11 protein-coding genes are annotated in these 12,856 nt (G+C 73.6%); 5 read left to right on the top strand and 6 right to left on the bottom strand.

Features of this window, described 5'->3' with window-relative positions; all coding sequences use genetic code 11:
- Positions 1-15: 15 nt before the first annotated feature.
- Positions 16-2,016, bottom strand: coding sequence for a hypothetical protein (locus GA0070604_RS22330; protein WP_091121927.1), 2,001 nt, complete (start codon positions 2,014-2,016; stop codon positions 16-18).
- Between the two features lie 298 nt (positions 2,017-2,314).
- Between GA0070604_RS22330 and uvrB the strand changes: the two genes are divergently transcribed.
- Together uvrB and GA0070604_RS22320 are read left to right on the top strand one after the other, a co-directional pair.
- The gene (gene uvrB / locus GA0070604_RS22325) at positions 2,315-4,423 is read left to right on the top strand and encodes an excinuclease ABC subunit UvrB (protein WP_091127332.1); all 2,109 of its coding nucleotides are present in this window, start codon (positions 2,315-2,317) and stop codon (positions 4,421-4,423) included.
- Between the two features lie 185 nt (positions 4,424-4,608).
- Positions 4,609-5,583, top strand: coding sequence for a DUF5753 domain-containing protein (locus GA0070604_RS22320; protein WP_091121923.1), 975 nt, complete (start codon positions 4,609-4,611; stop codon positions 5,581-5,583).
- Positions 5,584-5,640: 57 nt separating this feature from the next.
- Here the strand turns inward: GA0070604_RS22320 and GA0070604_RS22315 are convergent, their stop codons facing one another.
- Both GA0070604_RS22315 and GA0070604_RS22310 read right to left on the bottom strand, forming a co-directional pair.
- Positions 5,641-6,399, bottom strand: a complete 759-nt coding sequence (locus tag GA0070604_RS22315) for an SDR family oxidoreductase (RefSeq protein WP_091121918.1) — start codon at positions 6,397-6,399, stop codon at positions 5,641-5,643.
- Positions 6,400-6,534: 135 nt separating this feature from the next.
- Positions 6,535-6,828 carry an antibiotic biosynthesis monooxygenase family protein gene (locus GA0070604_RS22310; protein ID WP_091121914.1) on the bottom strand — a complete coding sequence of 98 codons (294 nt, stop codon included), beginning with the start codon at positions 6,826-6,828 and terminating at the stop codon, positions 6,535-6,537.
- Between the two features lie 402 nt (positions 6,829-7,230).
- Here GA0070604_RS22310 and GA0070604_RS22305 point away from each other — a divergent pair, with 402 nt between their 5' ends.
- Positions 7,231-8,229, top strand: a complete 999-nt coding sequence (locus GA0070604_RS22305) for a TerC family protein (RefSeq protein ID WP_091121910.1) — start codon at positions 7,231-7,233, stop codon at positions 8,227-8,229.
- A gap of 54 nt (positions 8,230-8,283) precedes the next feature.
- Here the strand turns inward: GA0070604_RS22305 and GA0070604_RS22300 are convergent, their stop codons facing one another.
- Both GA0070604_RS22300 and GA0070604_RS22295 read right to left on the bottom strand, forming a co-directional pair.
- Positions 8,284-9,201 carry a C40 family peptidase gene (locus tag GA0070604_RS22300; RefSeq protein ID WP_091121906.1) on the bottom strand — a complete coding sequence of 306 codons (918 nt, stop codon included), beginning with the start codon at positions 9,199-9,201 and terminating at the stop codon, positions 8,284-8,286.
- Between the two features lie 56 nt (positions 9,202-9,257).
- Complete coding sequence (locus tag GA0070604_RS22295; protein WP_091121902.1) at positions 9,258-10,355, bottom strand: mandelate racemase/muconate lactonizing enzyme family protein; 1,098 nt, start codon at positions 10,353-10,355, stop codon at positions 9,258-9,260.
- 44 nt (positions 10,356-10,399) lie between these two features.
- Here GA0070604_RS22295 and GA0070604_RS22290 point away from each other — a divergent pair, with 44 nt between their 5' ends.
- Positions 10,400-11,197, top strand: a complete 798-nt coding sequence (locus GA0070604_RS22290; protein ID WP_091121899.1) for a tyrosine-protein phosphatase — start codon at positions 10,400-10,402, stop codon at positions 11,195-11,197.
- A 34-nt stretch (positions 11,198-11,231) separates the two neighbouring features.
- Here GA0070604_RS22290 and GA0070604_RS22285 read toward each other — a convergent pair whose 3' ends face one another.
- Entirely contained in the window at positions 11,232-12,095 is an 864-nt protein-coding gene (locus GA0070604_RS22285) for a serine hydrolase (protein ID WP_091121895.1), read from the bottom strand.
- 73 nt (positions 12,096-12,168) lie between these two features.
- On the opposite strand from GA0070604_RS22285, the gene GA0070604_RS22280 reads away from it, so the two are divergent.
- The gene (locus tag GA0070604_RS22280; protein WP_091121892.1) at positions 12,169-12,837 is read left to right on the top strand and encodes a class I SAM-dependent methyltransferase; all 669 of its coding nucleotides are present in this window, start codon (positions 12,169-12,171) and stop codon (positions 12,835-12,837) included.
- The last annotated feature ends 19 nt before the right edge of the window (positions 12,838-12,856 follow it).

Raw genomic sequence — 12,856 nt, 5'->3', positions numbered from 1 at the left:
CCGTGCCGGCAGAAGTCAGGCGGCGACGGGCAGCGCCGGCACCCGGCCCGGGGTGAGGTCGAGCTGCGCCCAGACACCCCCGGCCGGCAGCTCCAGCCGGCGCAGCACCCCGTCCCGGTCGATCCAGTAGCGCAGGGCTGCCCGGTCGGCCGGCACCTCGACGACGTCCACGGCGCGGCCGGCAATCTGGTCGCCGCGTAGCCGTACCGCCGATCCGGCCGGCACCGCGGTCCCACCGAGGCGTAGCGCCGTCTCCAACAGCCGGTCCAGGTTGTCGCCCGGCGGCCGGGCGGCCGGCCAGGCCAGCCCGGCCGGTGGCGGTAGCGGCGGTGCGGCGGGAGCCTCCGCCGCACCGCCGTCCGCCGGCATCTCCACCCGGGCCACCCGCCCCGAGTGCCACCGCAGCAGGGTCCGGCGCCCGGGGGTGTCGGCCTCGCCCACGGCCAGGTACGCCGAGCCCGCGGCCCAGCTCACCCAGCCGGTGGCGCGCAGGTTGGCGGCGGGCCCGACCGGGGCGGTCAGGGCCAGCTTGGCGCCCCCGGCGGCCCGTAGCCGGCTGGGCAACCGGGCGAGCCGGTCCGCCTCGGCGTCGGCGAGTGCGCGGGGTAGTCCGGGTGGGCCGCCGAGCGCGTCCACCGGGCGGAGCGTGGGCCGGTCGCTGCGGGCCAGGTCGACGGTGACCGGAGTGTCGTCCGGCAGCCATCCCCGCAGCCGGTGCAGCCGGGCGTCCTGGTCGAGCCAGAGGCGGAGCGACCGGCCCGCCGCGGCCTCGCCGGCCGGGCCGGAGTTGGCCGGCGTGCCGGTGGCGGGGCTGGCCGGGGATGCCGGCAGGGGTGTCTGGAGGATGTCGACAGGACTGCCGTCCACGGTGTCCCGGCCCACCCAGCGGGCCGCCCCGGGCGTGGCGTCGGTGCGGTCCGCGGTCAGCCCGAGGAGCAGGTCGCGTACGGCGGCCACGCCGCGCCCGGCGGGCGGCTCCCGCAACCGCCAGCGGTCGGCCGGGGGCACCAGCGGCGGCGGGGCGGACGCCGTGGCCGGGTCGGGCCGGACCACCACCGCCGACCGGGTGGCCTGGACCAGACCCGGCTCGGTGCCCAGGTCCGGCCCGCGCGCGCTCAGGTAGACCAGCGGTCGGGCCCAGTCGACCCATCCCACCAGCTCGGCGGCGGATCGGCCCGCGCCGATGGTGACGCGCACCCCGGCGCGGACGTCCCGTTGGTTGGTGACCCGCATCGCCGCCAGCCGGTCGGCCTCCGCCGCGGTGAGCGTCCGGGCGGGGCCGGCCGGCTGCGGTGACCAGTCCGGCAGCCCGGCGATCAGGGCCGCCGCCGAGACGACGGCGGTCACCCCGAGCGCGACGAGGGCGGCGCGCCGCCGGGGCGGCTCGTCGCTGTCCTCCGGGTCGTGGTCCTCCGGCGTCGCCGCATCGGTACGGGTTTCGGCCGGTCTTGTGCCGGTATCCCGATCGACCCGCCGCTGGCCCTGAATGGTCCAGGGCCGAGCCCCGGTGCCGGGGCGGTATCGCCGGTGCCGGCCGCGACCGGGTTCGGGTGGCGCGGCGCCGGCCGAACGGGCCGGTGCCGTGGCCGCCGGCTCCTCGGGCGGTGCGACGGCCGGACCCCCGGGTGGCGTGGCCCGGCTCTTGGATGGCGTGGCCGGGTTCGCGGGCGGTGCGGTGTCGGGGTTCTCGGATGGCCTGGGCGGACTCGCGGGCTCTGTCGCGGCGGGGCTGCCAGGCACGGCGGTGGCCCGGCTGTCGGGTGGTGTGGCCGGGTTCGTGGGCGAGGCGGTGTCCCGGTTCTCGGGTGGCGTGCTCGGGTCCGCGGCCTCGGTGGTCGGGCTGCCCGGCGTGGCGGTGGCCGGGCTCTGCGTTGACGCGGCGGCCGAAGGGGCCGGTGGCGTGGTGGCCGGGCACGCGGGCGAGGCGCCGGCCGGGTCGGCACGGGTGCCCCCGGCGGACAGCGGCCCGATGCCGGGTGGGGCACGCCAGAACCGCCGTCGGCGAGAGATCTCCACGAATGGAGAACGCGGCTGCGGGGATCGGGTGACGAGTGGTGGCGCTCGCGGCGGCCGGTCTGCGCATTCAGCGCGACCACGTCGGTGCGCACGCCGGTCGTCCCGGGTGCTGCGACCGCCCGTGCCGGGGGCAGCCGGGCCCTGGAAGGGCGGCTACCGGCCCGGACGGCCGCCGCGAGCGGCCTACGGTAGCAGGGTAGCCGGGCGAGATGGGGCACACAATGGGAATATCGAAGCAGGTCTCGGACCTGCGGTGCTCCGTCCGGAACTGTCGGACCGCGGGCGTACCGTTGAGGCCATGGCGCTCGACATTCCCCGGCTCGAAGGCCGCTTCCAGGTCGTCAGCGAGTTCCAGCCGGCCGGTGACCAGCCGGCAGCCATCGACGAGCTGGAGCGTCGCGTGCGGCGTGGCGACCGTAACACGGTCCTGCTCGGCGCGACCGGCACCGGCAAGAGCGCCACCACGGCGTGGCTGGTCGAGCGGTTGCAACGGCCGACCCTGGTGCTCGCGCCCAACAAGACCCTCGCCGCCCAGCTCGCCAAGGAGTTCGGCGAGCTGCTCCCGCACAACGCGGTGGAGTATTTCGTCTCCTACTACGACTACTACCAGCCCGAGGCGTACATTCCGCAGACCGACACCTACATCGAGAAGGACTCCTCGATCAACGAGGAGGTCGAGCGGCTGCGGCACTCGGCGACCATGTCGCTGCTCACCCGGCGCGACGTCATCGTGGTGGCGACCGTCTCGGCGATCTACGGTCTGGGCACCCCGGAGGAATATCTCGATCGCGCGGTGCGGGTCGCGGTCGGGCAGGAACTCGACCGCGACCAGTTGCTGCGCCGGCTGGTCGACATCCAGTACACCCGCAACGACATGGCGTTCCAGCGGGGCACCTTCCGGGTCCGGGGCGACACGCTGGAGGTCATTCCGGCGTACGAGGAGCTGGCCGTCCGGATCGAGCTCTTCGGTGACGAGATCGAGAAGCTCTACTACCTCAACCCGCTCACCGGCGACGTGGTCCGCGAGGTCAACCAGTTGATGATCTTCCCGGCCACGCACTACGCGGCCGGCCCGGAGCGGATGGAGCGGGCGATCCGCGACATCGAGACCGAGCTGGGCGAGCGGCTGGCCGAGCTGGAGCGGCAGGGCAAGCTGCTGGAGGCGCAGCGGCTGCGGATGCGCACCACGTACGACATCGAGATGATGCGACAGGTCGGCTTCTGCTCCGGCATCGAGAACTACTCCATGCACATCGACGGCCGGTTGCCCGGCAGCCCGCCGCACTGCCTGCTCGACTACTTCCCCGACGACTTCCTCACCGTGGTTGACGAGTCACACGTGACCATTCCGCAGATCGGCGGCATGTACGAGGGCGACGCCTCCCGCAAGCGGATGCTGATCGACCACGGCTTCCGGCTGCCCAGCGCGGCCGACAACCGGCCGCTGCGCTTCGACGAGTACCTGGAGCGGGTCGGCCAGATGGTCTTCCTCTCCGCCACCCCCGGCCCATGGGAGCTGGAGCAGGCCCAGGGTGAGTTCGTCGAGCAGGTGATCCGCCCGACCGGCCTGGTCGACCCGGAGGTCGTCGTGAAGCCCACCAAGGGGCAGATCGACGACCTGATGCACGAGATCAAGCTGCGTACCGAGCGGGACGAGCGGGTGCTGGTCACCACCCTGACCAAGAAGATGGCCGAGGACCTGTCGGACTACCTCCTGGAGAACGGCATCCGGGTGCGCTACCTGCACTCCGAGGTCGACACGCTGCGCCGGGTGGAGCTGCTGCGCGAGCTGCGCAAGGGCGACTACGACGTGCTGGTCGGCATCAACCTGCTCCGGGAGGGCCTCGACCTGCCCGAGGTCTCCCTGGTGGCGATCCTGGACGCCGACAAGGAGGGCTTCCTGCGCAGCGGCCGGTCGCTGATCCAGACCATCGGCCGGGCCGCCCGTAACGTCTCCGGCCAGGTCCACATGTACGCCGACAAGATCACTCCGTCGATGGCGGACGCGATCGACGAGACCAACCGGCGCCGGGCCAAGCAGATCGCGCACAACGAGGCGCACGGGATCAGCCCCGAGCCGCTGCGCAAGAAGATCCACGACATCCTCGACGACATCTACCGCGAGGCGGAGGACACCGAGAACACCCAGGTCGGCGGGGCGGCTCGGCAGCTGTCCCGGGGCAAGGCCCCGGTCAAGGAGACCCGCAGCCGTGGACGGGGCGGCGCCGCCACCCCGTCGCGGGAGGGGATGGCCCGGGCCGACCTGGCCAACCTCATCCAGGAGCTCAACGAGCAGATGCTCGCCGCCGCGCGGGAGCTGCAGTTCGAGCTGGCGGCCCGGATCCGCGACGAGATCGCCGACCTCAAGAAGGAACTGCGCGGGATGGACGCCGCCGGTGTGAAGTGACGGGACGGGACGGGGCGGCCGGCTGGCCGGCCGCCGAGCGGGGGTTACGACGGGTGCGCGCCGGAGCCCGGTGGCCGAGGTGCCGAGAGGCCGGCGGTCGACCCCGCCACATCGATCGCACTGCGCAATCAATGTATTGCCGTCCGTGATTGTTGGTGCGTAGTCTCCCTCGATGGGAGGCTCGCATGCCGTTGTCAGCAAGTCCTGTCGTGCGGCGGGCGCGGCTTGGCGCGGAGCTGCGCCGGCTGCGCCGCCGCCAGGCGCTCACCCTGGAGCAGGTCTGTGGCCGGCTCGGCTGGGCGTCCACGTCCAAGCTGTCCCGCATCGAGCTGGGTCAGAGCCGGCCGGACCTGGCCGACGTGCTCGACCTGCTCGACGTCTACGGGGTGCCGCCCGGCCAGCGAGATGAGTTGATCGTCATCGCCCGGGACGCCGCCACCGGTCGGGGCTGGTCCCGCGCCCTCGGCGAGATGGGCGAGCGGCAGCGGGCGTACGCGGAACTGGAGGCGGGCGCCGCCCGTATCGTCGAATACCAGCCCGCGGTCGTGCCGGGGCTGCTCCAGACCCCGGCGTACACCCGCCTGCGGGTCGCCGCCGGGGCGCTGCTGCACGAGGATGTGGACGTGGAGGCGGACGTACGGGCCCGCGCGGTGCGCCAGGAGGCGCTGCACCGACCGGACGCGCCCCACTACACGGCCCTGCTCGACGAGCGGGTCTGCGACCCGGGCGGCCTGCCGGCCGATGTCTGGCGGGAGCAGTTGCGGCACCTGCTCGCGCTGGCCGATCGACCGCACGTCACCATCCGGCTGTTGGCCAGGGACGCCGCCCCGCACGGGGGTGTCCATCCGCTGACCGCCTTCTCCCACTACGCGTACCCGGATCCGGCGGATCCGCGCACGGTGCTGGTGGAGACCCTCACCACCGACCTGCGGCTGATCGCCGAGGCCGACGTCGCCCGGTACGAGCGGCTGGTCGACTGGCTGCTGGCGGCGGCGCTGCCGGCGGAGGAGACGGCCGACCTGCTGGCGCGCCGGCTCGGACAGGTGCTCGTGCCCCGCCCGCGCGACGGCGCGGCCACCGATTCAAGGGACGACCCGGCCACCGACCCGCGCGACGGCCCGGCCGCCGATCCACCTCACGGCCCGGCCATCGAGCCGTGAGGTGGTCCGCTCCCGGAGCGCGTTGAGCGGCCGGGGGTGGCTGTCGCGGGAGGGCGGTCAGGTGTGCCGCTGGAAACCGCCCTCGGAGTCGATCACCTGGCCGGTGATCCAGCCGGCGTCGGGCGAGCAGAGGAAGCGGACCAGCCGGGCGGCGTCCTCCGGGGTGCCCCATCGGCCGCCGGGAAAGAGGCGGGTCACCCCGGCCAGCCGCTGCGGATCGGCGTAGCCGGTGTCGGTCGGCCCGGGGTTGACGCAGTTGACCGTGATGCCCTTCGGCATCAGCAGCGGCGACAGCTGGACCACGAGATTTTCCACGGCCGCCTTGCTGGCCGCGTATGCCAGCTCGCCCGGCATCGGCCCGAGCCGCTGTCCGCTGGAGAAGAGCACCAGCCGGCCACCGTCCCCGCCGGGGTGGGCGGCCGCGAACGCCTCCGCGAGCAGCAGCGTCGCTCGGACGTTGACCAGCAGGTGCCGGTCGATCTCGGCGGCGTCGAGCCCGCCCAGCGGGGTCTCGGTGGAGTACGCGTGCACCGCCACCACCGCGTCGATCCGCCCGTGCCGGCGTACCGTCTCGGTGACCAGTTCGGCCGGGGCGGCCGGGTCGAGCAGGTCGACCGGTAGGTAGGCCACGTCGGCGTCCAGCTCGGCCAGCAGCGCCGGCACTCCGTCCGGGTCGCCGCCGTAGGGCTGGGCGTCGTCGTAGCCGGGCAGCCCGGTCAGCGACAGCCGCCATCCGTCCGCCGCGAGGGTGCGGGCCACCGCCGCGCCGATGCCGACCCGCCGGCTGACGCCGGTCACCAGAGCCACCCGATCCATGGCCGGCAGTCAATCGGCCGCGGGTCGGGCTCGCAACCGAATACCGCCGCGCGGCCACCGGGCCCGGCGCCCCCGATGCCGTCGGGATCGGTGGCCGGCGCGTCTCGCGCAGGCTATGCGACGGGTACGACAGCCTCAGGCCGGAACGTCGATGAAGTGCTCGACCAGCGGTGGGTTGGCGAAGTACGGGCCGATCAGCCCCCGCCACTGCGGGAACCGCTCGCTCTGCCGGAAGTTGACGTCGTGCGCCTCTACCGAGTCCCACTCCACGAGCAGCACGAACCGGGACGGCGACTCCACACCCCGGGTCATCCGCACCGAACGGCAGCCGTCGGTGCCGCTGAGGATCGGGTACGCCTGCGCGTACGCGGCGGCGAAGTCGTCCTCGTGTCCGGGCGTAACGTCGATCAGCGCGACCTCAAGAACCATGCGCGAAGCCTCGCACGCCCCGCACCGGCCGGTACGCCCCGGGTAGGTGCTGTCCCGGGGATCGGCACCGACGGGGGCAGCACCTAGCCTCCTAGGACGCCCTGCGGGATGTGGCCTCCCGAACCTGCTTCACCGGCAAACCTCGCCCCCGGAGGTGCGCGACGCGGCGTCGATGGTGAAGAATGGCGCCCGAGGAGGGGAGTATTCCCCCGCGACGGAGTCGTCAGCACGGAAGAAAACACCGGCCCCCGGTGCTACGACCCGGCTCCGTCGGTCAGTGGCCCGCACCCGGGTCGCTGGCGGAAGAGACCTCCGACAGTCACCAGAGTCAGCGTCGACGCACCCCGGCCCCTCACCCGGCGTACGGTGTGCCCGACGCTGCGTGTCTGCCGGAGGATGGAATTGAACGTGTCCGGATTGGTGTGGGCCGGGACCCTGGTCGCGTTGACCGCGGTGCTGCTCGCCGACCTCTTCATCATCGGTCGGCGCCCGCACGAGCCCAGCGTCCGTGAGTCGAGCCTGTGGGTCGCCTTCTACGTCGGGCTGGCCCTGCTCTTCGGCGGCGGGCTCTGGCTCACCGCCGGGCCCAGCATCGCCGGCCAGTTCTACACCGGCTGGCTCACCGAGTACAGCCTCTCGGTGGACAACCTGTTCGTCTTCGTGATCATCATGGGCCGCTTCGCGGTGCCCCGGCCGTACCAGCAGAAGGTGCTGCTCGTCGGCATCCTGCTCGCGCTGCTCATGCGGGGCGGCTTCATCGCCGCCGGTGCCGCCCTGCTCGCCCAGTTCTCCTGGGTCTTCTACCTCTTCGGCGCGTTCCTGATCTACACCGCGATCAACCTGGCCCGGCAGGGCGAGCCGGACGAGGGCGAGTTCAAGGAGAACGTGCTGATCCGGTGGAGCCGCAAGGCGCTGCCGCTGTCCCGGGGTTTCGACGGCGCGCGAATGACCACCCGGGAGAACGGGCGGCGGCTGTTCACCCCGATGCTGGTCGTGATGATCGCCATCGGCACCACCGACCTGATCTTCGCCCTCGACTCGATTCCGGCGATCTTCGGCATCACCCAGGAGGCGTACCTGGTCTTCACCGCGAACGTGTTCGCGTTGATGGGGCTCCGACAGCTCTACTTCCTGCTCGGCGGGCTGCTGGACCGGCTGATCTACCTCAGCTACGGCCTCGCCGTGGTGCTCGGCTTCATCGGCGTGAAGCTGGTCCTGGAGGCCCTGGCCGACAACAACCTGCCGTTCATCAACGACGGCCGGCACGTGGCCTGGGCCCCGCACATCCCGATCTGGCTCTCGCTGGCCGTGATCCTCGGCACGCTGGCGATCGCCACCGCGGCCAGCCTGTTCAAGTCGGCCCGGGACCGGCGCCGCGAACTGGCCCGAGCCCGGGGCTGACCGTGCGGACACGGGCGCTCCCGCCGTCGGGAGCGCCCGTTTTCCGGTACGGGGTCAGACGCGGTGGACGCCGACCAGCGTGGCCTCCCGTTCGGGGGGAAGCCGCTCCTCCACCACCCGGCGCTGGAGGTAGCAGGCGTGCAGCATCCGCCGGACCTCCCCGTGCGGCTCGCTGCTGACGATGCCGACGTGGTGGATCCGGCGGCCCGGCCGGGCGAAGAAATAGAGGTCGCCGGGGCGTTCCTCGCCCAGCGCCAGGGGAGTGGTCGCCTCGGCCTGGTCGTCGGCGTCCCTGGGCAGCGTCACCGCGTATCGCCCCCAGGCCAGGTGCACCAGGCCGGAGCAGTCGATCCCGTGGCTGGAGACACCGCCCCAGAGGTAGATCAGGCCGTGCAGCCGCTCGGCGGCGGCCAGCACCTCCTTGGGCGCCGGCCGCTCGGTGGGCAGTGGCACGACGTCGCCCTCGGGCGCCCAGAGCGGGTCGACCCGGCCGGGCACGTGGACCGGCCGCCACCCGTCCACCGGCCGGCCGGCCGGAGCGAGTCGGGTGCCGAGGACCACACCGGGCAGCGCCACCGGGCCGTCCGGGGCGACGCGCAGCGCGGTGAGCAGGGCGTCGACCACCAGCGGGTTGGTTGACGAGCCGGTCTCCGGCGCGGCGGCCAGGTGGGCGGCGGGCAGCCAGCCGGGGTAGCCGCGCCGGTCGAGCTTGCCGGCGGGTTGGTCCAGGGCGATCACCTGGCTCCAGCCGTCGGTGCGCACCTCGGTGACGAGCACCCGTTCACCCAGCCGCAGTTGGCTGAGCATGCATTCGTCGACCTGTTGGTCGCGGTTCATGCCGGCGACCCAGGCGGCGATGTCCGGCGGGTCGGCCAGCGCGGGGCGGTCGACGGGCCGGACCGCCTCCGGTGCGGCCCAGAGGGTCGCCACCGGGACCCGGACGAGGGCCTCGCGGCCCGGTTGCAGCTCCATGTCCACCCCTCAGCTCGCCCCCGCTGTGGCGAGCCTATGAAGAAAACTACCAACCCTCAACACTGCGGCTGAACCTTAGCTTCACTCACGTCCGAGATGCCGAGGCCGGGCGCGTCCGGCAGCAGGACGTTCGCGCCGTCGTACCGGATCCCGCCGCGCACCGGAGACGAGGCCAGCCACCAGGCGGCGTCCAGGTCGGAGACGGCGCTGGTGCCGTACGCGGCGACCAGGCTGGCCGCGGCGCCCACGCCCACCGGACTCTCCATCATGGAGCCGACGATGGTGCCCATCCCGTGGGCGGCGGCCAGGTCGAGCAGCGTCCGCGCGGCGTGCAGGCCGCCGCACTTGGCCAGCTTGACGTTCACCATGTCGGCGGCCCGGCGGCGGATCACCTCGACCAGGTCGCGGACGTCGAAGACCGACTCGTCGGCGAGGATCGGCAGGTCGACCCGGTCGCTGACCCAGGCGAGCCCGTCCAGGTCCCGGCGGTGCACCGGCTGCTCGACCAGTTCGACGTCGAGCCCGGCGTCCTCGATGCCGCGGATGACCCGGACCGCGTCGCGCGGCGTCCAACCCTGGTTGGCGTCCAGCCGGATACGGACGTCCGGGCCGACCGCGGCGCGGACCGCGCGGACCCGGTCGAGATCGCTCCGGGCGTCGGTGCCGACCTTCAGCTTGAGCACCGTGAAGCCCTCGCCCCGGCGCCGCTGCGCGGCGGCGGCCAGGTCGACCGCGTCGCCGGCGGCCAAAGTGACGTCCGTCGGCACCCGCAGCGACGTGCCGCCGAGCAGCCGCACCAGGGGTACGCCGAGCCGCCGCGCGGCCAGGTCGTGCAGGGCGACGTCAACGGCCGCCTTGGCGGACTCGTTGCCGGCCACCGCGCGGCGTACCTCGGTGCAGCGGGCCTGGAGGTCGTCGGCGTCCCGTCCGGTCAACGTGGCCGCGAGGACGTCCCGTACGCACGCCTCGGCGCCGGCGATGGACGCCCCGGTGACCTGCCAGACCTGGGGGGCCTCGCCGAACCCGGACCGTCCGTCTGCGTCGACCACCTCGACGACCAGGGTGTCCACCGTGGTCGTGCGGCGCAGGGCGGTGACGAACGGGGTGTGTAAGGGGGCGGAGAGCCGATGGGTGCGTACCGCGGCGATGGTCATGTGCTGCACTCTATAAACAGGTGGCCGAGGACCGGGGAGGGCCGATGGCAGCACGGGACTGGGAACTGGTGGGCGCGCCGAACGCCCGTGACCTGGGCGGTCTGCCCGCCGCGGACGGGCGGCGGGTACGCCCGGGCCGGCTGATCCGCACCGCCGCGCTGGGCCGGCTCACCGACGACGACCTGCCGGTGCTGGGCAAGCTGGCGCCGGCCTGTGTGGTGGACCTGCGGCACGGCACCGAGCAGGTGGTCGCGCCGCCGGACCGGCTCGTCGGGGAGCCGCGGGTGGTGCACCTGCCGGTGTACGACGCGGCCCACCCGGTGTTCACGTACGTCTCGGCGGTGCTGCTCGGTCACGACCTGGACGCGTACGACGAGCTGGCCCGGGAGGGGATGCCGGCGGCGATGGCCGCGATCTACCGGTGGTTCGTCACCGGGGAGTCGGCCCGGGCCGGGTTCGGCGCGGCGGTGCGGCTGGCGGCCGACGGGGCGAACCTGCCGCTGCTGTTCCACTGCTCGGCCGGCAAGGACCGGACGGGCTGGCTGTCGGTGGTGCTGCTCACCGCCCTCGGCGTGGATGAGGCGGTGATCCGGGCCGACTACCTGCGGCACAACGAGTTGACCGAGAGCCTGCGCGAGGTGCTGCTCGCGGCGATGACCCGTCACCGGTCGGACCTGGATCCGGCGGTCGCGCGGCCGCTGCTGGAGGTGCGGCCGCAATATCTGGACGCCGCGTACGACGAGGTGCGGCGGGTGCACGGCTCGTTCGGGGCGTATCTGCGGGACGGGTTGGGGGTGGACGACGCGACGGTCGCCGCGCTGCGCGCGAACCTGTTGGAGTGAGCGGGCCGCCGGTGCGTCGGCGGCCCGCGTCGGGTCAGTCGGCCAGCTCGTGCCGGGCCGCCCACACCTGGGCGGAGATGTCCGCGATCAGGCGGCAGGCGTCGTCGGTCTCCTCGCCGCTCGGGCCGCCGTCGGCCAGGTCGGTGGTGGTGCAGACGACGATCGTGTACGGCGGGGCGTCGGCCGGGAAGACCACGCCGGCGCCGTGCCGGATGCCGCGTATCCAGCCGTTCTTGTGCGCGATGCGGGTCCCCTCGGGCAGCCCGGCGGCGAGGTCCTCCCGGTGTTCCTGGGCGAACAGCACGTCCAGCATGGACGCGCAGCCGGCGGGGGAGGCCAGCGGGCCGGGTCGCCGCGCGCCGAGGGCCAGTTCGCCGAGCAGGGCGGCCAGGTCGGCGGCGGTGACCAGGTTGTCGATGCCCGACTCGCGGGCGGCGGAGTCCTCGATGCCCCGGCCGGTGACGCTGTGCCGTGCCCCGGCGAGCGTCCACGCCTCGGCCACCGCGGGCAGTCCGACGTGGTCGATGACGATGTTGGTGGCCAGGTTGCTGGATCGGATGATCATGCGTTCCGCGAGCCAGCGCAGTGGTGCGTTGCCGCCGACGCGTGCCCAGACCGCCTCGTCGTTGTCGTAGTCCTGGTCGTTGGCGAAGCGGGGTGCGCCCGCCAGCGCCGAGTCGAAGCCGTTGCGCACCGGGACCGGGTCGTCCAAATCCAGCCGGCCGGCTTCGGCGGCGCGGTACAGCGCCACCAGCACGGCCGCCTTCATGGTGCTGGCCGCGTAGTGGGTGGCGTCGGCCCGCCGGGTCCACGTGGGCCGGGCGCCCAGCCGGCCCACGTACACGGAGATGGTGCCGGGCACCCTGTCGAGACGCGCGTCGAGATCCTCCCAGGTCATGCCGGTGACCGTAGCGGATCATCACCGCCGGTGGGGGCTGCGGTCGGGCCGGTGGCCGATCTAGTGTGCGCGAATGACGACCGCCGCGTACGACGCCATCGCCGACTGGTACGAGGAGTACGCCTCCGACACCTCGGCCGACTACATGGACCGGGTCCGTCGGCAGCTCGCCGGCCTGCTCGGCACCGGTCCGGGCCGCTGCCTGGACCTGTGCTGCGGTACCGGGGTGCACGCCGCGCAGCTGCGCCGGCTGGGCTGGGACCCGGTCGGGGTGGACCTCTCCGCCGGGCAGTTGCGGCACGCCCGCGGGCGGTTGCCGGTGGCCCGGGGGGACGCGGCCCGGCTGCCGGTCGCCGACGCGAGCGTGCCCGCGGTGACCTGCGTGCTCGGGCACACCGACCTGCCCGACTATCCGGCGGTGATCGCGGAGGCGGCCCGGGTGTTGGCTCCGGGCGGTCGCTTCGTGCACGTCGGCGTGCACCCGTGTTTCTGTGGCGCGTTCGCCGACCGGTCCGATCCGGGGCGGATCGTCATCGACGGCGGGTACGCCGAGCGTGAGCGCACCTTCCGGTCCTGGAACACGACCGGGGTGCGGGCCCGGGTGGGCGCCTGGCACCTACCCCTGGCGGACCTGCTCAACGCCGTCACCGCCGCCGGCCTGACCGTGACCCGCGTCCAGGAGTCCGGCTCCACCCCCGTCCCCGACGTCCTGGCCCTCCAAGCCACCAAACCCGCCGCCTGATCAACCGCCGCGGCTGGGG

The organism is Micromonospora eburnea (assembly GCF_900090225.1).
In the GTDB taxonomy this organism is placed as follows: Bacteria; Actinomycetota; Actinomycetes; order Mycobacteriales; family Micromonosporaceae; genus Micromonospora; species Micromonospora eburnea.
This window is presented reverse-complemented; position numbering and strand designations above follow the sequence as displayed.

Bases quoted from the DNA above. Each gene is read 5' to 3' on its own strand.
- uvrB (WP_091127332.1), top strand. From the start codon at position 2,315: ATGGCGCTCGACATTCCCCGGCTCGAAGGCCGCTTCCAGGTCGTCAGC.
- GA0070604_RS22320 (WP_091121923.1), top strand. From the start codon at position 4,609: ATGCCGTTGTCAGCAAGTCCTGTCGTGCGGCGGGCGCGGCTTGGCGCG.
- GA0070604_RS22315 (WP_091121918.1), bottom strand. From the start codon at position 6,399: ATGGATCGGGTGGCTCTGGTGACCGGCGTCAGCCGGCGGGTCGGCATC.
- GA0070604_RS22310 (WP_091121914.1), bottom strand. From the start codon at position 6,828: ATGGTTCTTGAGGTCGCGCTGATCGACGTTACGCCCGGACACGAGGAC.
- GA0070604_RS22300 (WP_091121906.1), bottom strand. From the start codon at position 9,201: ATGGAGCTGCAACCGGGCCGCGAGGCCCTCGTCCGGGTCCCGGTGGCG.
- GA0070604_RS22295 (WP_091121902.1), bottom strand. From the start codon at position 10,355: ATGACCATCGCCGCGGTACGCACCCATCGGCTCTCCGCCCCCTTACAC.
- GA0070604_RS22290 (WP_091121899.1), top strand. From the start codon at position 10,400: ATGGCAGCACGGGACTGGGAACTGGTGGGCGCGCCGAACGCCCGTGAC.
- GA0070604_RS22285 (WP_091121895.1), bottom strand. From the start codon at position 12,095: ATGACCTGGGAGGATCTCGACGCGCGTCTCGACAGGGTGCCCGGCACC.
- GA0070604_RS22280 (WP_091121892.1), top strand. From the start codon at position 12,169: ATGACGACCGCCGCGTACGACGCCATCGCCGACTGGTACGAGGAGTAC.